The 22775-nt window shown below is 61.5% G+C and carries 25 protein-coding genes; 2 read left to right on the top strand and 23 right to left on the bottom strand.

What is annotated here, in order from left to right; genetic code table 11:
• Positions 1 to 100: 100 nt before the first annotated feature.
• The 5 genes from araH to BM110_RS28145 form a co-directional block, all read right to left on the bottom strand.
• Positions 101 to 1066, bottom strand: a complete 966-nt coding sequence (araH, locus tag BM110_RS28165) for an L-arabinose ABC transporter permease AraH (RefSeq protein ID WP_093128222.1) — start codon at positions 1064 to 1066, stop codon at positions 101 to 103.
• 17 nt (positions 1067 to 1083) lie between these two features.
• A complete protein-coding gene (gene araG, locus BM110_RS28160; RefSeq protein ID WP_093514570.1) occupies positions 1084 to 2583 on the bottom strand; it encodes an L-arabinose ABC transporter ATP-binding protein AraG in 1500 nt (499 codons plus the stop codon).
• Positions 2580 to 3560, bottom strand: a complete 981-nt coding sequence (locus BM110_RS28155; RefSeq protein ID WP_093514569.1) for a substrate-binding domain-containing protein — start codon at positions 3558 to 3560, stop codon at positions 2580 to 2582. Before BM110_RS28155 ends, araG begins: the two co-directional genes overlap by 4 nt.
• A gap of 32 nt (positions 3561 to 3592) precedes the next feature.
• The gene (locus BM110_RS28150) at positions 3593 to 4414 is read right to left on the bottom strand and encodes an SDR family oxidoreductase (RefSeq protein WP_092242578.1); all 822 of its coding nucleotides are present in this window, start codon (positions 4412 to 4414) and stop codon (positions 3593 to 3595) included.
• Between the two features lie 157 nt (positions 4415 to 4571).
• Positions 4572 to 5051, bottom strand: coding sequence for a GNAT family N-acetyltransferase (locus BM110_RS28145; protein WP_010208407.1), 480 nt, complete (start codon positions 5049 to 5051; stop codon positions 4572 to 4574).
• A 190-nt stretch (positions 5052 to 5241) separates the two neighbouring features.
• On the opposite strand from BM110_RS28145, the gene BM110_RS28140 reads away from it, so the two are divergent.
• The gene (locus BM110_RS28140; RefSeq protein ID WP_058427434.1) at positions 5242 to 5574 is read left to right on the top strand and encodes a hypothetical protein; all 333 of its coding nucleotides are present in this window, start codon (positions 5242 to 5244) and stop codon (positions 5572 to 5574) included.
• A gap of 51 nt (positions 5575 to 5625) precedes the next feature.
• Positions 5626 to 5892: a hypothetical protein gene (locus BM110_RS28135; RefSeq protein ID WP_058427435.1), complete on the top strand. Its 267-nt coding sequence runs from the start codon at positions 5626 to 5628 to the stop codon at positions 5890 to 5892.
• A gap of 47 nt (positions 5893 to 5939) precedes the next feature.
• On the opposite strand, the gene BM110_RS28130 is transcribed toward BM110_RS28135, so the two are convergent.
• The 18 genes from BM110_RS28130 to plsX all read right to left on the bottom strand — a co-directional run bounded on the left by BM110_RS28130 (position 5940) and on the right by plsX (position 22775).
• Complete coding sequence (locus BM110_RS28130) at positions 5940 to 6857, bottom strand: PfkB family carbohydrate kinase (protein WP_093514568.1); 918 nt, start codon at positions 6855 to 6857, stop codon at positions 5940 to 5942.
• Positions 6850 to 8316 carry a purine-cytosine permease family protein gene (locus BM110_RS28125; protein WP_093514567.1) on the bottom strand — a complete coding sequence of 489 codons (1467 nt, stop codon included), beginning with the start codon at positions 8314 to 8316 and terminating at the stop codon, positions 6850 to 6852. The genes BM110_RS28130 and BM110_RS28125 overlap by 8 nt, the downstream gene beginning before the upstream one ends.
• 74 nt (positions 8317 to 8390) lie before the next feature.
• Positions 8391 to 9392, bottom strand: coding sequence for an ADP-ribosylglycohydrolase family protein (locus BM110_RS28120; RefSeq protein ID WP_093514566.1), 1002 nt, complete (start codon positions 9390 to 9392; stop codon positions 8391 to 8393).
• Positions 9389 to 10102 (bottom strand): GntR family transcriptional regulator, encoded by a 714-nt coding sequence (locus BM110_RS28115; protein WP_092242568.1) that lies wholly within the window; start codon positions 10100 to 10102, stop codon positions 9389 to 9391. Before BM110_RS28115 ends, BM110_RS28120 begins: the two co-directional genes overlap by 4 nt.
• 70 nt (positions 10103 to 10172) lie before the next feature.
• Positions 10173 to 10733, bottom strand: coding sequence for a DUF1285 domain-containing protein (locus BM110_RS28110; RefSeq protein ID WP_093514565.1), 561 nt, complete (start codon positions 10731 to 10733; stop codon positions 10173 to 10175).
• A 16-nt stretch (positions 10734 to 10749) separates the two neighbouring features.
• Positions 10750 to 11355 carry a DUF4823 domain-containing protein gene (locus tag BM110_RS28105; protein WP_071490494.1) on the bottom strand — a complete coding sequence of 202 codons (606 nt, stop codon included), beginning with the start codon at positions 11353 to 11355 and terminating at the stop codon, positions 10750 to 10752.
• 143 nt (positions 11356 to 11498) lie between these two features.
• On the bottom strand, positions 11499 to 12467 hold the full coding sequence (locus BM110_RS28100) for a GTP 3',8-cyclase MoaA (RefSeq protein WP_092242561.1): 969 nt from the start codon (positions 12465 to 12467) through the stop codon (positions 11499 to 11501).
• A 115-nt stretch (positions 12468 to 12582) separates the two neighbouring features.
• Positions 12583 to 13236 carry a TetR/AcrR family transcriptional regulator gene (locus BM110_RS28095; protein ID WP_071490496.1) on the bottom strand — a complete coding sequence of 218 codons (654 nt, stop codon included), beginning with the start codon at positions 13234 to 13236 and terminating at the stop codon, positions 12583 to 12585.
• 448 nt (positions 13237 to 13684) lie between these two features.
• On the bottom strand, positions 13685 to 14470 hold the full coding sequence (locus BM110_RS28090) for a TatD family hydrolase (protein WP_093514564.1): 786 nt from the start codon (positions 14468 to 14470) through the stop codon (positions 13685 to 13687).
• A gap of 63 nt (positions 14471 to 14533) precedes the next feature.
• On the bottom strand, positions 14534 to 15523 hold the full coding sequence (locus tag BM110_RS28085) for a DNA polymerase III subunit delta' (protein WP_093514563.1): 990 nt from the start codon (positions 15521 to 15523) through the stop codon (positions 14534 to 14536).
• A complete protein-coding gene (gene tmk / locus BM110_RS28080; protein WP_071490499.1) occupies positions 15516 to 16148 on the bottom strand; it encodes a dTMP kinase in 633 nt (210 codons plus the stop codon). Before tmk ends, BM110_RS28085 begins: the two co-directional genes overlap by 8 nt.
• A gap of 31 nt (positions 16149 to 16179) precedes the next feature.
• Complete coding sequence (gene mltG / locus BM110_RS28075; protein ID WP_093514562.1) at positions 16180 to 17313, bottom strand: endolytic transglycosylase MltG; 1134 nt, start codon at positions 17311 to 17313, stop codon at positions 16180 to 16182.
• Position 17314: 1 nt separating this feature from the next.
• A complete protein-coding gene (gene pabC / locus BM110_RS28070) occupies positions 17315 to 18130 on the bottom strand; it encodes an aminodeoxychorismate lyase (RefSeq protein WP_093514561.1) in 816 nt (271 codons plus the stop codon).
• On the bottom strand, positions 18130 to 19374 hold the full coding sequence (gene fabF, locus BM110_RS28065) for a beta-ketoacyl-ACP synthase II (RefSeq protein ID WP_093128129.1): 1245 nt from the start codon (positions 19372 to 19374) through the stop codon (positions 18130 to 18132). Before fabF ends, pabC begins: the two co-directional genes overlap by 1 nt.
• A gap of 128 nt (positions 19375 to 19502) precedes the next feature.
• Positions 19503 to 19739 (bottom strand): acyl carrier protein, encoded by a 237-nt coding sequence (gene acpP / locus BM110_RS28060; RefSeq protein WP_003175607.1) that lies wholly within the window; start codon positions 19737 to 19739, stop codon positions 19503 to 19505.
• 191 nt (positions 19740 to 19930) lie between these two features.
• The gene (gene fabG / locus BM110_RS28055) at positions 19931 to 20674 is read right to left on the bottom strand and encodes a 3-oxoacyl-ACP reductase FabG (RefSeq protein ID WP_015885432.1); all 744 of its coding nucleotides are present in this window, start codon (positions 20672 to 20674) and stop codon (positions 19931 to 19933) included.
• Between the two features lie 25 nt (positions 20675 to 20699).
• The gene (gene fabD / locus BM110_RS28050; RefSeq protein ID WP_015885433.1) at positions 20700 to 21638 is read right to left on the bottom strand and encodes an ACP S-malonyltransferase; all 939 of its coding nucleotides are present in this window, start codon (positions 21636 to 21638) and stop codon (positions 20700 to 20702) included.
• A gap of 126 nt (positions 21639 to 21764) precedes the next feature.
• Positions 21765 to 22775: a phosphate acyltransferase PlsX gene (gene plsX / locus BM110_RS28045; protein ID WP_093514560.1), complete on the bottom strand. Its 1011-nt coding sequence runs from the start codon at positions 22773 to 22775 to the stop codon at positions 21765 to 21767.

The following is a 22775-nucleotide window of genomic DNA, read 5'->3' as shown; positions in this document are numbered from 1 at the left end:
TTGCCCCCGATGGCGGCACATCAGAAAAACAGGTATCCACTGACCCACCGCTATCGGGGGCAAGCCCCCTCCCACATTCGAATCTTCATAGGGCTCGGGATCAACGCTGTTTCATGCGGTCGATGATGACCGCCAGCAACAGGATCGAACCACGGATGACGTACTGGTAGAAGGTGTCGATGTTCTTCAGGTTCATCGCATTCTCGATGATCGCCAAAATCAACACCCCGGCAATCACATGGCGGATCATGCCGATGCCGCCACTCAACGACACCCCGCCCAATACACACGCCGAGATCACGGTCAGCTCGAACCCTTGCCCAATCATCGGCTGGCCCGAGGTCATGCGCGAGGCGAGAATCACCCCGGCCAGGGCGCCGATCAAGCCGTGCACGGCAAAGATGATGATCTTGGTGCGATCGACGTTCACCCCGGCCAGCAATGCCGCTTCCTGGTTACCACCGATGGCCATGGTGTTGCGCCCGTAGGTGGTGTAGTTGAGCAGCCAGCCGAAGAACACAAAGCACAGCACGGTGATGATGATCGGCACCGGCACGCCCATCAGCTGGCCGTTGCCGAACACGAAGAAGCCCTCATCCATCACCCCCACCGCTTTGCCGTTGGAGAAGATGTAGGCCAGGCCGCGCACGATCTGCATGGTCGCCAACGTCGCGATCAATGCATTAATGCGCAGCTTGGCGATGACGATGCCGTTGATCAGCCCCACCACCAGGCCCATGGCCAACGCTGCCGCGACACCGAGCACCACGCTGTCAGTGTCGCGGATCACGATGCCCGCGACCACGCCGGCACACGCAATCACCGAGCCCACCGACAAGTCGAAATGCCCGGAGGCCAGGCAGAACAACATGGTGCACGCGGCAATGCCTACGGTGGAAATCGCCAGGCCCAGCCCACGCATGTTCAGCGGTGAAAGGAAGTTGTCGATAAACAACGCGCTGAGCACAAAGATGCTCAACGCGGCGAGCAGCATCACCCAGTCATCGAGGAATTTGCGCTGGTTGAAACCCGGCCAGAAGCCCTTTGCAGTTTTTACCTCGGACATCATTCACCTCGAATTCTTCAAGCCCGCGAACGCGGGAGAGCCAGTTGCAACAGCCGTGCTTCATCCGCCTGGTCGCGGGTGAGTTCGCCGGTCAGGGCGCCTTCGCTCATCACCAGGATACGGTCGGAAATCCCCATCACTTCCATCAGGTCGCTGGACACCACAATCACCGCAATGCCGCTGGCCGCCAGGTTATGGATAATCTGGTAGATCTCCGACTTGGCGCCGATATCGATGCCTCGCGTTGGCTCATCCAGCAGCAGCACTTTCATCGGCATCGACAGCCATCGGCCGAGAATGGCCTTCTGCTGATTGCCACCGGACAGGTACATGATTTTCTGTTCGGCGTTCGGCGTCTTGACCTTCATGCTTTTGATTTGCCGGTCGGCGTTGGCCTTTTCCCAACCGTCGCGCAGCAGCCAGCCGAACGCAGAGTGGGCGCCACGCGCACTGATATTGATGTTCTCGGCGACGCTGGATAGCGGAATGATGCCTTCCTTCTTGCGGTCCTCCGGGCACAGCAGCACCCCGGCGACGATGGCATCGCGGGGTGAATGCAGCCGCAGTGGTTGCCCACAGAGTTCCAGGCGTCCTGCGGTGCTGCGGGTCAAACCACTCAGCAGCCGAAACAGCTCCGTGCGCCCTGCCCCGACCAGGCCGAACAGGCCGAGAATCTCGCCCTTGTGTACCTGAAGGCTGACCGGCTCACGCAGGCCCGGGCCAAGCAAGCCCTCGACCTTCAGCGCCACCTCGCCCTGTTCACGCGGGCGGTAGTCGTAAATGTCCTGGATATCGCGACCCACCATGCACGTCACCAATTGATCGTGGGTCAGCGTGCTCATGTCATCGAAAGTACGCACGTAGCGACCGTCCTTGAACACCGTGACGGCGTTGCAGATGCGGAACACTTCTTCCATGCGGTGGGACACGTAGAGCACCACTTTGCCTTCGTCACGCAGGCGCGTGATGATCGCCATCAGGCGGTCGATCTCCCGCGCCGACAGGCTGCTGGTGGGTTCGTCAAAGGCAATCACATGGGCGCCACGGGACAGCGCCTTGGCGATTTCCACCAGTTGGCGTTGCCCAAGGGAAAGCCGACCGAGCTTCTCATCCGGATCGATTTCATCCGCCAGCCCCTTGAGGCAGGCCAACGCTTGCTTGCGCAACCGGCTGCGGTTGACCACCCCGAAGCGCGTCGGCAAATGCCCAAGGAACAGGTTCTCGGCCACCGTCATTTCCGGCACCAGGTGCAGCTCCTGGTGGATCACCGCCACGCCGCTGGCAATGCTGTCGGCGGCGTTTCGGAAGGCCATGGTCTGCGCGCCGATCTGCAGTGAGCCGCTGCTGGGCAGGTAGGCGCCGCCAAGGATTTTCAGCAGCGTCGACTTGCCCGCACCGTTCTCGCCCATCAACGCATGCACCTCGCGCGGCCGCGCTTCAAAGCTGATCTGCGCCAGGGCTTTCACACCGGGAAACTCCTTGCCGATGCCGTTGAAACGCAAGGCCGCGCCGGTCATTTCCACAGCCCGATCTTGGTCAGCTCTGCCTGGAAGTTGGCGCGGGTGATCAGCGTCACTTCGTCCATCGCCGTGTATTTCGCAGGCTCCTTGCCGGTGGTGACCCACTCGTACATCGCCAGCGCGGTGTTGTAACCCTCGATATGCGGGCTGGGCAGCATGGAGCCGAAGAAACCGCTTTCAGCCTTTTTCAACTCGCCGATGGCGTCGGTGCCATTGATGCCAATGCCGATCACGTTGGCCGCCTTGAAGCCGGCGCTTTCGGTGGCGCGTACGCCGCCGAGCACGGTGTTGTCGTTCATGCCGCCGATGATCAGGTTTTTCGCGCCTGCAGGCAGTTTGACCAAGGCCGAGTTGGTCGCGTCCATGCTGCCGGGAACGTCGAGGGTCTTGAGTGCGGCGGTCAGGATATGGTCTTTGGGTAGGCCGGCGTCTTCCAGGGATTTGATCGAACCATCGGTGCGCTTCTTGCCGGTGTCGAGTTCGTTATAGGTGTTGATCACCGCGTAGGTGTCCTTCCAATCCCAGCCGCGTTTTTTCGCCTCCTCCGCCATCGCGGTGCCCTGCTTCTGGCCCACTTCAAAGGCCGCCATGCCCAGGTACGGCACGTCTTCCATGAAGTTGCCCTTGGCGTCGACAAAGCGGTCATCCACAGCCATGACTTTCAAGCCATTGACCTTGGCCTTGGCCACGATGGCCGGGCCGAGGGACACGTCCGGCGGGCAGATCACAAAGCCCTTGGCACCGTTGGCGGCCAGGCTGTCGATGGCCGATAGGGTCTTCTCGCCATCGGGCACGGCGATCTTGATCACGGTAAAGCCGTGTTCTTTGCCGGCTTTTTCGGCGAAGGCCCATTCGGTCTGGAACCAGGGTTCTTCGGCCTGCTTGACCAGGAAGCCGATCTTCACTTCTTCGGCCGATGCAAAGCCACTGAAGGCAAGGGCGAGCGCGAGGGTGCCTAGAGTCTTCTTGAACATGAACCACCTCTTTCTTGTTATTGGAAAACGCGTTAGTCGTGGTACATCACAGACCGCCCGCCATCGATCATCAGGCAGGTGGCGTTGATAAAAGGCGCCTCGTCGGTCGCCAGAAACAGCGCGGTCATCGCCACCTCGATCGGCTGGCCGATGCGCTTGGGCGGGTGCAGGTCGAACGCACGCTGGCGCTCGGCGTGGGGGTCGGGGAAACCGTTCCAGTAGTCGACATTGAGTTGGGTTTCGATGTAGCCCGGCGCGATGGCATTCACACGGATGCCCTTGGGCGCGTATTCGATGCCGAGGGCGCGGGTCAGGCCAAGCAGGCCATGCTTGGCCACGGGATAGGGGAAGCAGCCGGGGATGATGTGGCTGGAATGGGTGGAGGCAATGTTGATGATGTTGCCGATGCCCTGCTCGATCATGTGCGGCAGCACCGTGCGGCAGCCGTACCAGGCGCCGTCGAGGTCGATGGCGAAGCAGCGGCGCCAGTCTTCGTCGGTCATCTCCAGCGGGTCGCGGAACACATTGACCCCGGCGCAATTGACCAGCACATCAACCCGGCCGAAGCGCTCGATGGCCACATTGACCAGCGCCTGCCATTGCTCCCTGGACGTGATATCGACCGGTTGCGCGTAGATCTCGGCGCCGCGTTCACGCCAGTGGGTCGCGACGTTCTCGACCTTTTCACCCTGGATATCGGCGATGACCAGCTTCGCCTGCTGCGCCTGGAAACACGCGACGATCGCCTCGCCAATGCCCTGGGCGGCACCGGTGATGATCACCACTTTGCCTTTGAGCCGCTCGCCGTAGATGGGCTCGGGCACGGCGGGGAGTGACAACGGTTGTGCCTGCATCGCTTCACCTGTTTTATTTTTGGTAGTGAGTGCTGATGCAGCCGACTATAAACCCATCTTTTGAAACATCTCAATATATAAATTTGCATCCCATATAGTGAGCAAAGCACAAAAAAATGTGGGAGTAGGCAAGCCCCTCCCACATTTTGATTTTCAGCTAGCCCAAGGCGAAATCACGCAGCGCATCGCCTTCCATGCGGTAACGCACCCACTCTTCCTGCGGCTGGGCGCCGATGGATTTATAGAAGGCAATCGCCGGTTCGTTCCAGTCCAGCACGCTCCACTCGAAGCGACCGCAACCGTTGTCGAACGCGATCTTCGCCAGGTGGCGCAAGAGCTTTTTGCCTGCGCCGCCACCGCGTTGCTCCGGGTTGATGTACAGGTCTTCCAGGTACAGGCAGTTGCTGCCCAGCCAGGTGGAATAGCTGAAAAAGAACACCGCAAAACCAATCGGCAAGCCATCGCGCAAACAGATCAGGCCATGGGCGGTCGCCCCTTCGCTGAACAGGCTGCGCTCGATGTCCACCACACTGGCGATCACTTCATGCCGGGCCTTCTCATACTCGGCAAGCTCGGTGATGAAAGTCAGGATCTGCGCAGCATCGCTGGGCACGGCGGGGCGAATCTCGATGGTCATGGGTGAGCCTTGGCAATTTCAAAGCACACATACTAAGGCGCTTTCGTGACGAGTTGCAGCGCATTTTCGTGGTCACTGGCACACAAAATCTTACAGGTGACACAAGACCGTTCGTCGCCATCAAGGCACGAACGCAGAATACCGGCGGACCAATAGAGGGTAAGGACATTCATCATATGGAGACACCCTCATGAAGCATTCCAAGTTTGCTGCCCTCGCCCTGGCTGGCCTGTTGTCTTCGGTTTCGCTGAGCGGTTTTGCAGCCACCTCCTCTACCGGCCCGACCAATCCGGACGCCACCACCGAGTCCCAGAAATCCATGGGCACCGGCCTGGACACCAATGGCGGCGCAGTCATTGACAATACCAATGCCGCCGACCCGCACACCCAGGGTCATGACACTCAACGCCAGGCGCCAGCCGCCGTCGGCAACGGCAAAATGGGTCCATCGGTCAATGAACCCAAGATCAATAAGGGCGATGACTCGAACCTGCCCGGCGCTCCGAAACAACCTGCGCCCTGATCCAACCAACGCCTGACGAACACCCGATCATTTCCCAGTGAAGAGGTACGCATGAACGTCGACAAAGACCTTGAAAAAGAAGTCCTGACCCGCCTGCTGCACGCTCACCCTCAAGGGCTGGGCAAGGAGGTGTTGGATAACTACCGCGGAGAAAAAGTCGTCGCCAGTGCGTTGGCGTTCCTGCAGGATCGCGGCCTGATCAAGGATGGGCATGTGACCACCGACGCCGCCGGTGAGTATGCGTTGAACCTGCCGATCAAGCTGACGGCGTCGGGTGTGGATGAGGCGCGCAAGCTGGAGTCTGAAACGAGCCAGTAGCCTCAAATATGGAGGGGGCTTGCCCCCTCCACATTTTTTGACCCACCCTATTCCCGCAGCAAGGCATCGACTTCTGCGCTGCCAGGCGATGTAGCCGGCCCCCAGCGTGTCACGGCCAGCGCTGCTGCTGCGTTCGCCCGACGCGCTGCCTGGGCAGGTGCCAGGTCATCGGCCAACCCTGCAATAAACACCCCGGCGTGGGCATCCCCTGCGCCATTGCTGTCCACCGCCGTCACCTTGAACCCCGGCACATGCTCCGCCTGGCCATTGCGGCTCACCCAGCAGCCATTCGGCCCATCCCGCACCACCAGTAAGGCATCGCCGGGCAGATGACGGTTCAGGTCGACCAGCGCCTCTGCAACCGTTTCCGCCCCGGTAAACGCCAGTGCTTCAGGGCCGTTACTGGTCCAGATATCGATACGCGGCAACAGCGCCACCATCAGCGCCGAATCCGGTGCCTTCACCAACGGACCCGGGTCGAACACCACCTGGATATCGCGAGGCAGGGCCAGTAACCAGTCGAGCAGAGCCTGCGCCTTGCCTTCCAGCAACAGGCTGTAGCCACTCACATACACATAATCGTCCGCCTGTGGAACCACCCGCGCCAAGTCGTCGGCGCTCAACTCGCCTTCAGCACCGATATGGGAAATGAACGTGCGCTCGGTGGTGGCCTCGGTCAGCGATACACACAGACCGGTATCTTTATCCGTGCTGGCGGCTTGGGCGATTTCGACACCTTCCGCCTGCATCGCCGCGCGTGCCAGCTCGCCGAAACGCCCGTTGCCGTGACGGCCCAGGTAGACCACCGCCAGCCCATTGCGCCGTGCGGCCGCCATCACATTGAAACCACCGCCGGCTTCGAAACTGGCCGATTGCGCCAGCACGTCGCCACCGGTTGCGGGCAAGGTATCGAGGGCCATGACCAGGTCGACGATGACCTGACCGGTGTGCAGCAATCTAGACATTAGGGCTCTCGACTAAAGCCGGGCGACGGTCAGCCGCACCGCCCAGCACCGCATAAATCCCGCCGGCCACCAGGAAGGTGACGATCCAGCCCAGGCCGTTGTGGCCCAGCCACGAGTCGGACAAAGGCCCGGCGAACCAGATGTTCTCGGCGGTGGTGCCAATGGTGGTGAAGCTGAAGCCCAGCACGATCGCCACGGCCCAGGCACCGAAGGCACGCCATTCCACACCGCCGCGATACCAGTAGGCGCTGCTTGGGCTCACGTCCAGCAGGTCCTTGGCGCTGTAGTAGTGACGGTGGATCAGGTCGACCACAAAGATGCCGACCCATGCCGTGATCGGCACCGCCAGCAAAGAGATGAACGTGATGAACGGGCCGTAGAAACTGTCGGCGATCAGCATGAAGTAGATGGAGCCGGCGAAGATCGCCACGATATCGACGATCACCGCATGCACGCGCTTGACCTTCAAACCGAGGGTCAGCGTGGTGAGGCCCGCCGAGTACACCGACAGGTTGTTGGACAGCAGCAACCCACCGAACGCGGTGATCAGGTACGGCACGGCCATCCAGGTCGGCAGCATGTCGCGGATCGCGACGATCGGGTCGGTGGCCGAAGCCAGGTCGTTGTTGCCCACCGACAACAGGCCGCCGAGGGTGATCAACAGCACCAGCGGAATGCCCGCACCGAATGCTGCCGACGCCACCAGGCGCACCGCCTTGACGCTGCGGTGCTGGTAGCGCGACATGTCCGCGCCGGCGTTGGCCCAGCCGATACCCGTGCCAGCGGCCATGGTGCCGATGCCGATGATCATCGCGCTCAACGGTGCCGGGGTAGCGTTGAACACCGCGCTCCAGTCGATCGTGGCGCAGAGGAAGCCGCCGACCAGGACGTTCAACGCGCCGAACACGTAGGTGGCCCACTTCTGGATCACCAGCAAGGTGGCGTGGCCCAGCCCGGATACCGACAACGTCAGCAGCACGAAGATGGCGATAAAGACCAGGGTGAGCACCGGTGCGCTTTTGGCTTCGACCGGCGAGCCGAACAGGATCGAGCACAACGACAGCAGCACAAAGGCCGCCGTGGTGGTGTTGACGGTTTCCCAGCCCAGGCGCGACATCAGCGACACCAGGGTCGGGCCGATATTGCCGCGCACACCGAAGATGGCGCGGGACAGCGTCAGGCTGGGCGCACGGCCGCGACGGCCGGCGATGGAGATGATGCCGACCACCGCAAAGGAGCCGGCGGCGCCGAGGATCGCCACGATGATGGCCTGCCAGATCGCCAGGCCGCGAAACGCGACCAGCGTGGCGCCGAGCGGCAAGCCGAGGATGCTGATATTGGCCGCGAACCACACCCAGAACAGTTGCAGCGGGTGGCCGTTGCACTCGCCTTCCGGGACCGGTTCGATGCCGCGTGTTTCCAATTGCCCGGCGCTTTGACCGGAAGATGTACTGCTCATGAGGGGGTGCTCCAAGTGCCTGTATTGTTGTGGTTGTGGCAGGTATACAAAGCGAATCTTCCGGTCGTCCTGACTCAGCGCATTTTCAACAGCTCTTGAACCAGCGATTGCAGATCCAGGCCATTGACCTGCTTGACCTGTTCGATCAGCGCCTCGGGCCAGCACTGCATGCCCAGGCACGCGCCGAGCATGGCGCCGAGAATCGCCGCGATGGTGTCAGTGTCGCCGCCAAGGCTGGCCGCCAGGCACAACGCCTCGAAGGCATTCATCTCGCCCACCGCCACTTGCTGGGCCAGGGCGAACGACACCACCACCGACTCCTGGGACGCGACGGAGGTGCCGATCAATTCGTACAACAGGTCCGCGAACAGGGCCTTGTCACCGCTGCCGACGCTCAAGGTCCGCGCCCAGCTGATGCGCGTGGAAATCCGCCCACCAGCGATCCAGTGACCATGGCCTTCGGCCTGCTGGGCAACCTGGGTGCCGATGTTCAACGCTTCGCCCAGGTCCACACCGTTGATGCCGGCCGACACCACCGCCGCCACCGCCGCCGCGCTGGAAATACCCAGGGTGGTGTTGTGGGTGACCTGGCAGGCCTGGATCACCGCCTGGATAAACTGCGCCGGGTCGCTGACATCGGCGGCAATCCCCACTGGCGTGATGCGCATCGCGGCGCCGTTGGTGGTGCCGTAGCGGCCGGATTCTTCCGGGGTGTGGCCGGCGAGGATCATGTCGATCGCACGCTTGGTGGAGGGACCGAGCAAATCCTGCGAGCCCTTGGCACGCATCACCGCTTCCCAGTCGATCAGGCGCTCGGCAAGCACAGTGGGTTCGATCTTGCCTCGGCCTTCCACCAGCAACTCGCCCACCAGGATGGCCTGTTCGGTGTCATCGGTGATGGAGCCGGCGGGCATGTTCGGTGCGATGGGCTGGTCGGCATCGGCGTTTTCCAGGCCGGTGATGGCACCGAAACGCGCACGCACCTGTTCGCGGCTCAAGGACTGGGTCGGCATGCCCAGGGCATCGCCCAAGGCCAGGCCGTAGAACGCGCCGAGGGCGCGATTGAGCGGGGTCATTTCGAGTTTCCAAATTGCAGGTGCAGGCGAAAATGCAGAGGGTCGAGCAAGCTTTCGACATACTCCATGAAACGTTCGCGACGGTCGTAGGTGGTACGCGAAGCCTTGAGGAACACCGTGCCGGCTGGGCGGCCAAGCAACTCGGCATCTTCATCGCTGAGGGGCTCGGCACCGATCCATTGGTCCCCTTCGGCGCCGACATATCCGTAGGCAGCCAGGGTGATGGTCAGGGAATTATCGATCAGGCCTACTCTTGGCAGGCCCTCCAGGCCTCCGGAAGCGGGCATCAGCGAGCGTTCCAGGGACACGGCAGTGCCATCGGTAGTGCGACGGCGGCGGTCGAGGGCAATGAATTGGTCGCTGCCGAAACGGCTGAGCAGGTCCGGGCGGGTCACCGCTTCCAGGCGCAGGATATCGGTGTTGACCTTCGCACCGGTGTCCGCCAGGGCCTGGGCCCAGCCACTGCGCTGGTCGAGCACCATGCCGTCAAAGGTCACGATGGAGCCGACGCCGCTCTGGGTCGCGATGTAGTTGCGCCGCTTGAGTTCGGCCAGGGCCTCGCGCAGGGTGCCGCGGCTGACCGCGAACTCCTCGGCCAATTGGTGCTCGCCCGGCAGCAGGAAACCGTCGGCCATCACCCCACCCTCGATACGGCGGATGAGCTCGTCGACGACGCGTTTTTTCTTATCAAATCGAACATGTCTAATCATGTACAAATTGATAACGCAAAGCGCCCATGTGCAGCAAGCGAATTATTTCAGGGAGATGATAAAACCGGCTTCAGGGCTCCAGGCCAATAGGGAAAAACTCGCCTGCGCTCCAGACGCCCAGCCAATTCTGACCGTTGATCGGACGGCTCACTGCCAACTCCACCAACTGGTAGAACGCATTGCGGTGCACCAGGGCTTCGAGGTTGGTGCGCACTCGCAGATAGGGTGCAGGCTCCTGGGTCACAGGATCGATCACCACCCGCAGCGGGTGTTTGAGGCCGGCTTCGACCTGGTCATCGACGTTGGTGGTGAAGCGCAGCACCTGGCTTTCGCCCTGCCCTTCGACTTCCAGGGTAATGGCGACAAACGGTGCATCATCGACGGTGATGCCGACTTTTTCCACGGGGGTAATCAGAAAGTAATCATCGCCATCGCGACGGATGATGTTGGAGAACAGCTTGACCATCGGCTTGCGCCCGATCGGCGTGCCTTGATAGAACCAGGTGCCATCACGGGCGATGCGCATGTCGATCTGGCCGCAGAAGTCCGGGTTCCACAGGTGCACCGGGGCCGGCCCCTTGCCCTTGGGCAACTGGGCCAACAGGTCGTTGGCCTTGGCGGAATCGGTCATGGGGTTCTCCTGGGTCTTATGGATTGCTCATCCCCAACAGGCCGCGGGCGTACTGCGCCAGGGGGCGGGCAATCAGATCTTCTGGCTTGTTGTCGTGAAACGTCAGTAAACCGCCACGACTGCGTATACGTGCAGTATCAATCAAATACTGGGTGCTGGTCTCGATCAACATGATCTGGATGACGCCGCTGTCCAGGCCGACGCGGTCGAGGGCTTCCTGGTCGGCCCATTCATCCGCGTTGCCGATGCGGTCATCCGCCTTGGCGAAACGGCAGTACAGCAGGTAGTGAGCCCCCGCCGCACGGGCTTCGGCCATGGCCTGCTCCAGGCCTTCAGGCTGACGGGCGCGGCGCACCATGGGGAAGTACTCGACAAAGCCATTGAAGGCTTCTTCGGCCACCACGTTCGGCCGCGGGTAGGCACTGCCCGGCGGCACAAAGGCGCCCTGGGCGATAAAGACAAAGGAGTCCGGCTGTATGCGTACCGAGGCGGTACGGCGGGTATCGCTGTGGTCCAGCAAACCGGCGTCGCTCATCTGATAGCGGGTGCCTTCGGCCATATCGCTGACGGTCATGCAGCCACTCAGCGTCAACGACGCCAGCAACAAAACCACACTACGCATCCTAATCCTCCAGAAGCCGGTGACGGAAAACCGGCGAATGGGCGTGTGATGCAGGTTTTGCGCCATTTGGCAGCAACCTATAACAAATGTGGGAGGAGCTTGCCCCTTCCCACAGTTGGTTGTGTGCTGGCTTGGCGGGTTGGTTAGCCGCCGATGATTTTCATGATGGTGGCGCCGCCAGAAAAAGCCACCTCCTGCTTGTCACCCAACGCCTTCATCAACAGCCCCTGCAAGGCCGGGAGTGCTTGATGGCGCGGCTTGTCCAGCAGGTCGCCGACGTAGTGACGGTTACTCGACGACAGGCAGCCATGCAACCAACCCGTGGACGACAAGCGCAACCGTGAGCAGGTGCGGCAGAACGGTACGCTTTCGTTGGCGATCACACCAAAGAAGCCTTTACCGGGGATTTCGTAGCGTACGGCAGTGGCATCCACAGGCGCATTGGCTTGCAGGTATTCATGCTGCTCACCGATCAAACCCAGCAGTTGTTGCAGGCTGACAAACTGCTGCAGGAACGCGTTGGAGTCCTTGGCCAGGTGGCCCATGCGCATCAATTCGATAAAGCGCAGCTCGTAGCCACGCTCCAGGCAATAGTCGAGCAGCGGCATGACCTGGTCGAGGTTCTGGCCGCGTAACGGCACCATATTGACCTTGATCTTGATGCCGGCAGCGCGGGCCTGGTCCATGCCGTCGAGCACAGTGGCCAGGTCGCCACCACGGGCAATGCCGCGGAAGGCATCTGCGTCGAGGGTATCGAGGGACACGTTGATGCGCTTGATCCCGGCCTCCACCAGCAACGGCAGCTTGCGCGCCAGCAATTGGCCGTTGGTCGTCAGGCTGATATCGCTGAGCCCCATCCCCCCCACGGCGCCCATGAACGCTTCCAGCTTGGGGCTGACCAGCGGCTCGCCGCCGGTGATGCGCAGGCGGTCGATGCCCGCCGCTTCGATCAGGTATTCCACACCACGGGCCATGGCCTCGGCGGAGAGTTCGTCCTGGGCAGCCACCAGCCGCTTGCCGTTAGGCACGCAGTAGGTACACGCGTAATTGCAGGCTGAGGTCAGGCTGATCCGCAAATTGCGAAAACGCCTGCCTTGACGATCAACGATCATGGATCACTCCGGCAGAGGATGATTCGGGCGCGCTAAAAGCTGACTGATAAATCAGCTTTTAGCAAGAGTCCATGCCTGAGTATATTCCTGGGGTACTACGCGTGGCAGCAAATCATTACGTGGCAGGCGTTTCTGCCGGTGGCTGCTCACTGCTGTGCTTGCGCTTGTTGCCCATGCGCACGCCGATATCCATCAAAAACTGGAAGAAACCTTCCTGGTCTTCCAGCACGTTGCTCCAGAACGGCGAGTGGTACAGCGCCACGGCACCGTGGACCAAGGCCCAGGCGGCGCAGTAGTGGAAATACGGCGGCACATCTTCGAGCTTGCCTTCGCTGATGCGCCCCTTGATCAGCAAAGTCAGGCGTTCGAAGTTCGAGGCGCGGATCTTGTGCAGTTCCTCGACCATCTCCGGCACCTGGTGGCCCTTGACCACCTTCTCTTCCAGCCGGTCGAACAGGCGATAGCGCTGCGGGTCACGCATGCGGAACTCGAAGTAGGCACGGGACAGGGCTTCCTTGTCCTTGTCGACATCGGCCGAGTGCAGCAACTCGTTCAAGTCGCGCTCATAGTCGAGCATCAGGCGCAGGTAGATCTCGGCCTTGGACTTGAAGTGCTTGTAGATCGTGCCTTTGCCGATACCCACGGCATCCGCGATCATCTCGACGGTGACGCTGTCTTCACCTTGTTCAAGGAACAGCTTGAGTGCGGTGTCGAGAATTTCCTGCTCACGGCGGCGAAACTCACGGACCTTACGGGGTTCTTTGTGCATGAGGAAGAGGTCTGCAAAGGTCGGATTAGGGAGGGTTGCGCAGGGCCACGGATACGTGGCGATACGATTTACCCGGTGCGAGGGATTATCCCGACTGAACGGTCGTTGGGCAATGTCTATGTGAACCCGGAATGCACTTTACTTTCAGCACGCCAACGTTTTCATTGATATCAGTCAGAAATAATACGCAACAACTGCACCCGTGCACCGGCCTGATGAGAACTCAAGCGAAGCGCGCGTATTCCAAATCTGTTTAAAAAACGATCAGCCGCGACTGGACTGAATCGGATACTGATCAATACTTGAACTGTCGACGTGACATCTCCCCCAAGTGAAGCGCCGACCTGGGTACCAACGGACCGCGTACCCTTGTTTTACTCCTAATGGTCTTAACCCGGATTCACCCCCCAGAACCCGGGTTTTTTTTGCCTGCGATTTGACCCTCGCGTTAAGAAGCGACGTGGGCCAGTGGGAAAAGGCGCTTGAAGTTTTCAGTGGTCTGCTCGGCAAAACGCTCGTAGGACTCACCGCGCAGCATCGCCAGGTAATCCGCCACGTCGCGCACATACTCCGGCAGGTTCGGCTTGCCGCGATGGGGGATGGGAGCCAGGTACGGGGAATCGGTTTCCACCAGCAGGCGGTCGGCGGGCACCTGGCGTGCGACATCACGCAGGGCGTCGGCGTTGCGGAAGGTGACGATGCCCGACAGCGAAATATAGAACCCCAGGTCCAGCGCCGCCTTGGCCATGTCCCAGTCTTCGGTAAAGCAATGCAACACGCCAGCCTGGGGCAATGCCGCTTCGCGCAGCAGGGTCAGGGTATCGGCACGGGCGCCACGGGTGTGGACGATCACCGGTTTGCCGGTCTGCCGGGCGGCTTGCAGGTGCAGGCGGAACGAAGCCTGCTGCACCTCGGCGGCTTCGGGTTCGTAGTGGTAATCCAGGCCGGTTTCGCCAATGGCCACCACACGCGGGTGATTGAGTTCACCCAGCAGCCAGTCGAGTGCCGGGGCTTCACCGGGCTTGAGGTCCAGCGGGTGGATGCCCACCGAGCAATCCACATCGGCATAACGCTCGGCCAGGGATTTGACGTCCGCTGCATTCTCCGCGCTGACGCCGATGCACAGGAAGTGCCCTACCCCACGCTGGCGTGCGGCGTCGAGGGCAGCGTCAAGGGAACCGCCGTGCTGGGCCAGGTCGAGGCGGTCAAGGTGGCAGTGGGAATCTACAATCATAGGAGTCTACAACTTCAGTCACGAAAAGTGTCTGGCCGACGATACACCCGCCGGCCACGGAAATTAACGGCGTCCGAGCAAACCGACCCATTGCACCAGCAACGCTTCAAGCAGCAGCACGCGGTTGAGGTTGGCCTTGCCGAGCACCTTCTGGCGCTGGGCGAGGATCCAGTCCTGGATCGCCAGCACCTTGTCCTGGGCACTTTTCTGCGCCAGGTACTGAACCACCTTGCGCATATCCGGCAGGCCCAGACCGTTTTCATCCTGGGTCAGCTGGTAGCGCAGGATCAGGCTTGACCAGTCGCAGAACCAGTCGAACAGCAACAGCAGGGGGATGTCCTTCCAGGCGCTTTCTGCCAGCTGGGTGGCGGACACTTCCTGCTTGATCAGTTTCTTGACCCCCTCCACCACCAGCGCCCGTTGTTCACGCACGCCCTGGACCTGCAGCTTCACCGCCGCCAACGGCGAACCGGCGGCCAGGCTCAGCAACTCGACCCGTTCGTCCTGGGAGCACTCCGGCAACGCCTGTGCCAGCCACGCAAGACTCATGGCCTCGCTTGGCAGCGGGCACGCCTGCTGCACGCAGCGGCTGCGGATGGTCGGCAGCAAACGGCTGGACTGGTGACTCACCAGCAACAACACCGTATCGCCGGACGGCTCCTCCAGGCTTTTGAGCAAGGCGTTGGCAGCATTGATGTTCATCGCCTCCACCGGCTCGATCAGCACCACCTTGCGTCCGCCCATCTGTGCGGTCTGCACCACGAAGCTGACCAGGTCGCGCACCTGGTCGACCTTGATTGCCTTGTCGGCTTCCTCGGGTTCCAGCAGGTAGTTATCCGGGTGGCTGCCAGCCTTGAGCAGCAGGCAGGATTTGCACTCGCCGCAGGCCTCAAGATTGATCGGGCGCTGGCACAGCAGGCTTGCCATCAGGCGCTCGGCCAACGCTCGCTTGCCGATCCCCACCGGCCCATGCAACAGGTAGGCGTGGGCGTGCTGGGCACGGCCGGCCAGTTGTTGCCACAGGCTGTCCTGCCACGGGTAGGCTTCAGCCACGGGCGCGCTCCAGCAGTTCGGGTAGCAGCGCGTCGATGGCCTGCTGCACCTGCGCCAGCGGCTGGGCTGCATCCAGCAGGGAGTACCGTGCAGGCTCCGCCTTGGCAAGTGTGAGGAATGCACTGCGTACCGCGTTGAAGAACCCATCGCCTTCCAGCTCGAAGCGATCCAGGCGGCCACGGGCGCTGGCACGGGCCATGCCGACTTCCACCGGCAGATCGAACAGCAAGGTCAGGTCAGGGCGCAAGTCGCCTTGGACAAAGGTTTCCAGGGTGGCGATACGCTCCACGGACAAGCCCCGACCGCCGCCCTGGTAGGCGTAGGTGGAATCGGTGAAACGGTCACAAATCACCACGGCACCACGGGCCAGGGCCGGACGGATCACCTCGGCCAGGTGCTGGGCACGGGCGGCGAACACCAGCAGCAGCTCGGTGTCCGGGTTCATCTGCTCGTCACCCGGCGCCAGCAGCACTTCGCGGATACGCTCGGCCAGCGGCGTGCCACCGGGCTCACGGGTCAACACCACCTCGATGCCTTCGCTGCGCAAGCGCTCGGCCAGGTAATCGCGGTTGGTGCTTTTGCCGGCGCCTTCGGGGCCTTCCAGGGTAATAAACAAGCCAGTCACAGGCAGTCCTTAGTCAGAATTATTGCGGGCTTTACGGCGCGGTAGCGTCCGGAGCAGGGTCGGCCGGCTTTTCTACCGGCGCCTCGGCAGGCACATCCGCCGGTGGCGTTGCGTCTTCGGCAGGCTTCACCACCGGCGCCGGGCTGGAGCGGTAATCGGCGCGTCGCTTGAGTTGGAACTCACGCACGGCGGCATTATGCGCATCCAGGTTATCCGAGAAAATGTGGCTGCCATCGCCACGGGCAACGAAATACAGGCTGCTGCCCGGCACCGGGTTCAGCGCGGCATGGATCGCCTCGCGGCCGACCATGGCAATGGGCGTCGGCGGCAGGCCGGCGACCATGTAGGTGTTGTAGGGATTGGCTTCCTTGAGGTGCGCGCGGGTCAACTTGCCGTTGTAGCGTTCACCCAGGCCGTAGATCACCGTCGGGTCGGTCTGCAGCAGCATGCCGACCTTCAGGCGCCGCACAAATACCCCGGCAATCTGCCCACGCTCTTCAGGCACGCCCGTCTCTTTCTCCACCAGGGAGGCCATGATCAGCGCTTGGTAAGGGTCTGTGTAAGGCGCGTCGGCAGCGCGCTTGCTCCATTCCTGGGCGAGTACGTCGTCCAGGCGGTTGTAGGCTTTCTTCAGGAATTCGACGTCGGTCATGCCACGCACGAAACGGTAGGTATCGGGGAAGAACCGCCCTTCTGGAAACACGCCAGGGTGACCGAGCTTGTCCATGACGTCGCTGTCGCTCAGGCCCGAGAGGGTCTGCACGATCTTTTCATGCTTGGCCAGGGCCGAGCGTACCTGGCGGAAGTTCCAACCTTCGACCAGCGTCAGGCTGTATTGCACCACTTCGCCACGCTGCCACAAGCCGATCAAGCCTTGCGCCGTCATGCCGGGCGTCATGCGGTATTCGCCGCTGTGCAATGGCTGGCCGTCCAGGTTGAAGCGCCAGTACAGACGCAACCAGAAGGCACCGTCCAGTACGCCGTCAGCTTCCAGGCGATTGAAGGTGCCGGTGGGGGTCGCCCCTGCCGGTACGTCGAGCAATTGCTCCTGGGTCAGCTTCAAGGGCTGCTTCAGGGCAGCGTCGTATTTCCAGGCGCCATAACCCAACAGCAAAGCCGCCGAGAACAGACCGATCAGCAGCAGTACAAACAGTTTTCGTATCAACTCAAATTTCCAATAGCGCGCGAACAATGCCCTGCAGTTTACGGGTGAGCGGGCCAACCGACCAGCTCATCGCAGCGCACTCGCGCACCGGCCAAATGCCATAAACGCTGTTACACACGAAGACTTCGTCGGCTTGCTGCAACTGCCCGACACTGATGTCGGCCACGGCCACCGGGATGCCCAGGGTCTGTGCCTGGGCCAGAATCTCGGCGCGCATCACCCCGGCCACGCCGCAACGTGTCAGATCAGCGGTTAGTAACAAGCCGTTGCACACCAGGAACAGGTTGCTGAACACGCCTTCGATCACACGACCGGACACATCCAGCATCAAGCCTTCAGCGTGCTTGGTGTCCTGCCACTCGGCGCGGGCGATCACCTGTTCCAGACGGTTGAGGTGCTTGAGACCGGCCAGCAACGGCTGTTCGGCCAAGCGGGTGGCACAGGGAAACAGGCGGATGCCATCGGTTCCATGAGCGCTGGGATAAGTAGCAGGCGGGCTGCCCTGCAAGATACGGCGCACCGGTGCGCCAGGGTGGATGCCATAACCGCGCAGGCTGTCGCCACGGGTCAGGATCAATTTGAGGACACCCTCGCCAAGGGCGGTGGCGTAGGCCAGCACTTCGCTGCGGATCACCATCGGATCCGCAACCAAGGCGAGGCGCCTGCAACCCTCGTCGAGGCGTTGCAGGTGACGGTCGAGCAGCACCGGCTGTCCGGCCTTGACGGCAATGGTCTCGAACAGCCCATCGCCATACGCCAGGCCGCGATCTTTCAGGGGCACGCTGTCCGCTGGCTGACCGTCGACCCAGCTGTGCATCACTCGGCGAACCGGCGGAACACCAGGGAACCGTTGGTACCGCCAAACCCGAACGAGTTGGAGATCGCCACGTCGATCGGCATCGGCTGCGCTTCGTGAGGCACGAAGTTCAGGTCGCAGCCTTCGTCAGGCTCATCCAGGTTGATGGTCGGCGGCGCGACCTGATCCTTGATGGCCATGACACTGAAGATCGCCTCGACCGCGCCCGCCGCACCCAAGAGGTGTCCGGTCATGGACTTGGTGGAGCTGACCGCCAGCTTATAGGCGTGCTCACCGAACACCGACTTGATGGCCTCGGCTTCCGCCAGGTCGCCCGTCGGAGTCGAAGTCCCGTGGGCGTTGATGTACTGCACCTGGTCCGCATTCACCTTGGCATCGCGCAGGGCGTTGGTGATGCAACGCGCGGCACCGGCACCGTCGGACGGTGGCGAGGTCATGTGGTAGGCGTCACCGCTCATGCCAAAGCCAATCAGCTCGGCGTAGATGGTGGCACCACGCGCCTTGGCGTGTTCCAACTCTTCCAGCACCAGGGCGCCGGCACCGTCGGACAGCACGAAGCCGTCACGGCCTTTGTCCCATGGACGGCTGGCGCGGGTCGGCTCGTCGTTGCGCGTCGACAGCGCACGGGACGCGCCGAAGCCGCCCATGCCGAGGCCGCAGGCCGCCATTTCGGCGCCACCGGCGATCATCACGTCGGCTTCGTCATAGGCGATATTGCGCGCCGCCATGCCAATGCAGTGCGTGCCGGTAGTGCACGCCGTGGCGATGGCGTAGTTAGGTCCCTGTGCGCCCAGGTGGATGGACAGGAAACCGGAAATCATATTGATGATCGAGCCCGGGACGAAGAACGGCGAAATTCGACGGGGGCCGGAATCGTGCAACGTGCGGCTGGTTTCTTCGATATTGGTCAAACCGCCAATACCCGAACCCATGGCCACGCCGATGCGGTCACGGTTGGCGTCGGTGACTTCCAGGCCGGCATTACGCACCGCCTGAAAACCGGCTGCCAGGCCGTATTGAATGAACAGGTCGAGTTTGCGGGATTCCTTGACCGAGAGATATTCCTCGACATTGAAACCCTTTACCGAGCCGCCAAAACGGGTGGAATAGGCAGAAAGGTCCGTGTGTTCGATCAGACCAATACCACTGCGGCCAGCCAGAATGCCCTGCCAACTGCTTGGCACATCCGTGCCCAGTGGCGACAACATACCCATACCGGTGACTACGACGCGTCTACGCGACACAGCACTCTCCTTTTTCTAATGACGACACTTTTGCTTCAGCGCGTACTTTTCATCAGGGCTAAAGAAAAAACCGCACGCCGTTACAGCAGTGCGGTTTTTCCCTGACAGCAAGCGACGACTACAAACTATTACGCCTGGTGGCTAGTAACGTAGTCGATAGCAGCTTGAACAGTAGTGATTTTTTCAGCTTCTTCGTCCGGGATTTCGGTCTCGAATTCCTCTTCCAGAGCCATCACCAGCTCAACGGTGTCAAGGGAATCGGCACCCAGGTCTTCTACGAAGGAAGCAGTGTTGACCACTTCTTCTTCTTTAACGCCCAGTTGCTCGGCGACGATTTTCTTGACGCGCTCTTCGATGGTGCTCATACCTTGTTTAACTCCTAATGGACAAATTCAGGCAGCTGGCCAGTGGGTAAGTGTATAGAAAGCCTTTTCAGCTTTTCAACTGAAAGCTTCATCCTGTACCCGGTCGGCCACCTGCCTATAAATTAAGTTGCAGCTTTATAACGGATTTTAGACAGCTCGTATGACATATTTTTGAAGCGATCCGTCACAATTTAACTCATGTACATCCCGCCGTTCACCGGGATTGTAGCCCCAGTCACGTATGCCGCACCGTCGGATGCCAGGAAAGTGACCACATTCGCGATCTCTTGAGCCTGGCCCAGACGGCCCAGCGGAATCTGCGTCAGCAACGCTTCACGCTGTGCTTCCGGCAGTTCGCGGGTCATATCGGTGTCGATGAACCCTGGAGCCACCGAGTTGACCGTAATCGACCGCGAGCCGACTTCACGCGCCAATGCACGGCTGAAACCTTCCAGACCGGCCTTGGCGGCTGCGTAGTTTACTTGGCCTGCGTTGCCCATGGCACCCACTACGGAGCCAATATTGATAATTCGGCCCCAACGCGCCTTGGTCATACCGCGCAAAACGCCCTTGGACAGGCGAAACAGACTGTTCAAGTTGGTGTCGACCACGTCGTACCACTCGTCGTCTTTCATGCGCATCATCAGGTTATCGCGGGTGATACCGGCGTTATTCACCAGAATCGCCGGCGCGCCGAACTGTGCGGTGATCTCGGCCAAAACGGCAGCCACGGATTCATCGCTGGTCACGTTCAGTTCCAGGCCGGTGCCTTGCACGCCGTTTTCCTTCAGGGTCGCGGCGATACGCTCGGCGCCCGAGGCGGAAGTAGCGGTGCCGATCACAACAGCGCCCTGACGGCCCAGCTCCAGGGCGATCGCCTGGCCAATGCCACGGCTTGCGCCGGTGACCAGTGCAACTTTACCTTGCAGACTCATGCAGGCTTCTCCTAAGTTCAGGGATTCAGGCCAGTGCCGCGCGAGCGGCAGCAAAGGCGTCAGGGGTATTGAGGTTGGCAGTCGACACGCCGTCGGCGCAGCGCTTGTTCAGGCCGGCCAGGACTTTACCCGGTCCACACTCAACCAGTTCAGTCGCACCATTGGCGGCCAGGGTCTGGACCGATTCAACCCAGCGTACCGGCTTGTAGAGCTGCTCCAGCAGATCGCGCTTGAGGGTTTCGAGGTCGGCAGCCACGGCGGCGCTGACGTTCTGCACCAGCGGGATCTGCGGCGCCTGCCAGTTGATGGCGGCGATGGACTCGGCAAAACGCTCGGCCGCCGGGCGCATCAGCTCGCAGTGCGACGGCACGCTCACCGGCAACGGCAACGCACGCTTGGCGCCACGGGCCTTGCAGCCTTCGATGGCACGCTCAACGGCAGCCTTGGCACCGGCGATCACCACCTGGCCCGGGGAATTGAAATTCACTGCACTGACGACTTCGCCCTGGGCCGCTTCGGCGCAGGCTTCGATCACCACGGCGTCGTCCAGGCCCAGGATCGCGGCCATGCCGCCCTGCCCGGCCGGAACGGCTTCTTGCATCAGCTGGCCACGACGCTCGACCAGCTTGACCGCCTCACCCAGGGTCAGGCTGCCCGCGGCAACCAGGGCGCTGTATTCGCCCAGGCTGTGGCCGGCGACGAATGCAGGGCGTGCGCCGCCTTCTGCCAGCCACAGGCGCCACAGGGCGATCGAGGCGGTCAGGATGGCCGGCTGGGTTTTATCGGTTTGATTGAGTTGCTCTTCCGGCCCCTGCTGGGTCAGTGCCCACAGGTCGTAACCCAGGGCGTCGGAAGCTTCCTTGAAGGTGTCCAGGATCAGCGGGTATTGCGCGCCCAGCTCGGCCAACATGCCGAGGGACTGCGAACCCTGCCCTGGAAAGACGAATGCGAGGGATGTAGACATGTAACAAGCCCCTAATGATCTGGTCGTCAAAAATGCGCACTCCTACGGTGGGAGCGCACGAAACTGACAGATTGGATGGTCAATTGAACTGGCCGGTCACATTTAAGCACTCCCGGGCCGATTCGCCTAAGGCAACAGGTCCTCAAGACGGCCGTGCAAGCGTTGCGGCAGGTTTTCCTGGATCTCGATCACTGCCCGCGCGATCGCACTTTGAAAACCCTCGACACCGGCCGAGCCGTGGCTTTTTACCACAATGCCCTGCAACCCCAGAAAACTCGCGCCATTATGCCGCGCCGGAGCCAGGTCAGCCTGCAAGCGGCGCATCAACGGCAGCGCCAGGGCGCCGACAACGCGCGATGCCAGGTTCCGTTTGAACAGCGCCTCGATACGCGTGGCGATCATGGTCGCCAGGCCTTCGCTGGATTTGAGCAGGATATTGCCGACAAACCCGTCACACACCACCACGTCCGCTTCGCCACGGTACAAGCCGTCACCTTCGACAAACCCGACGTAATTCAAACCCCGCGCGCCCTGCAGCAACGTGGCGGCCAGCTTGACCTGCTGGTTGCCCTTGATGTCTTCGGTGCCGATATTCAGCAAGGCAACGCGCGGGCGGGCCACGCCAAGCGCCTCGGCGGCCACCGAGCCCATCACGGCGAACTGGAGCAGATGCTCGGCGCTGCAATCGACGTTTGCGCCCAGATCCAGCAACTGGCAATAGCCTTTTTGCGTCGGAATCGCCGCCACCATAGCCGGTCGATCAATGCCGGGCAGGGTCTTGAGCACAAACCGCGACAACGCCATCAGCGCCCCGGTATTACCGGCGCTGACACAGGCTTGCACCTTGCCATCACGCAGCAGTTCCAGGGCCACCCGCATTGAAGAGTCAGGCTTGCCACGCAGAGCTGCCGCAGGCTTTTCATCCATGGTGATGGTTTCGCTGGCTGGCGTAATCGTCAGGCGCGCGCGATCCACCGCCGGATGGCTGGCAATCATTTCTTCAAGTAAGGAGGGTTGGCCGACGAGGGCCAGGTGCAGCGAGGGTGTTGCAGACAGGCTGGCAATGCAGGCCTGAACAATGCTGCGGGGACCGAAGTCCCCGCCCATTGCGTCTATCGCGATGACTAGAGCAGACAA

The sequence above is a fragment of the Pseudomonas sp. NFPP28 genome (assembly GCF_900115535.1).
GTDB classification, from domain to species: domain Bacteria; phylum Pseudomonadota; class Gammaproteobacteria; order Pseudomonadales; family Pseudomonadaceae; genus Aquipseudomonas; species Aquipseudomonas extremorientalis.
This window is presented reverse-complemented; position numbering and strand designations above follow the sequence as displayed.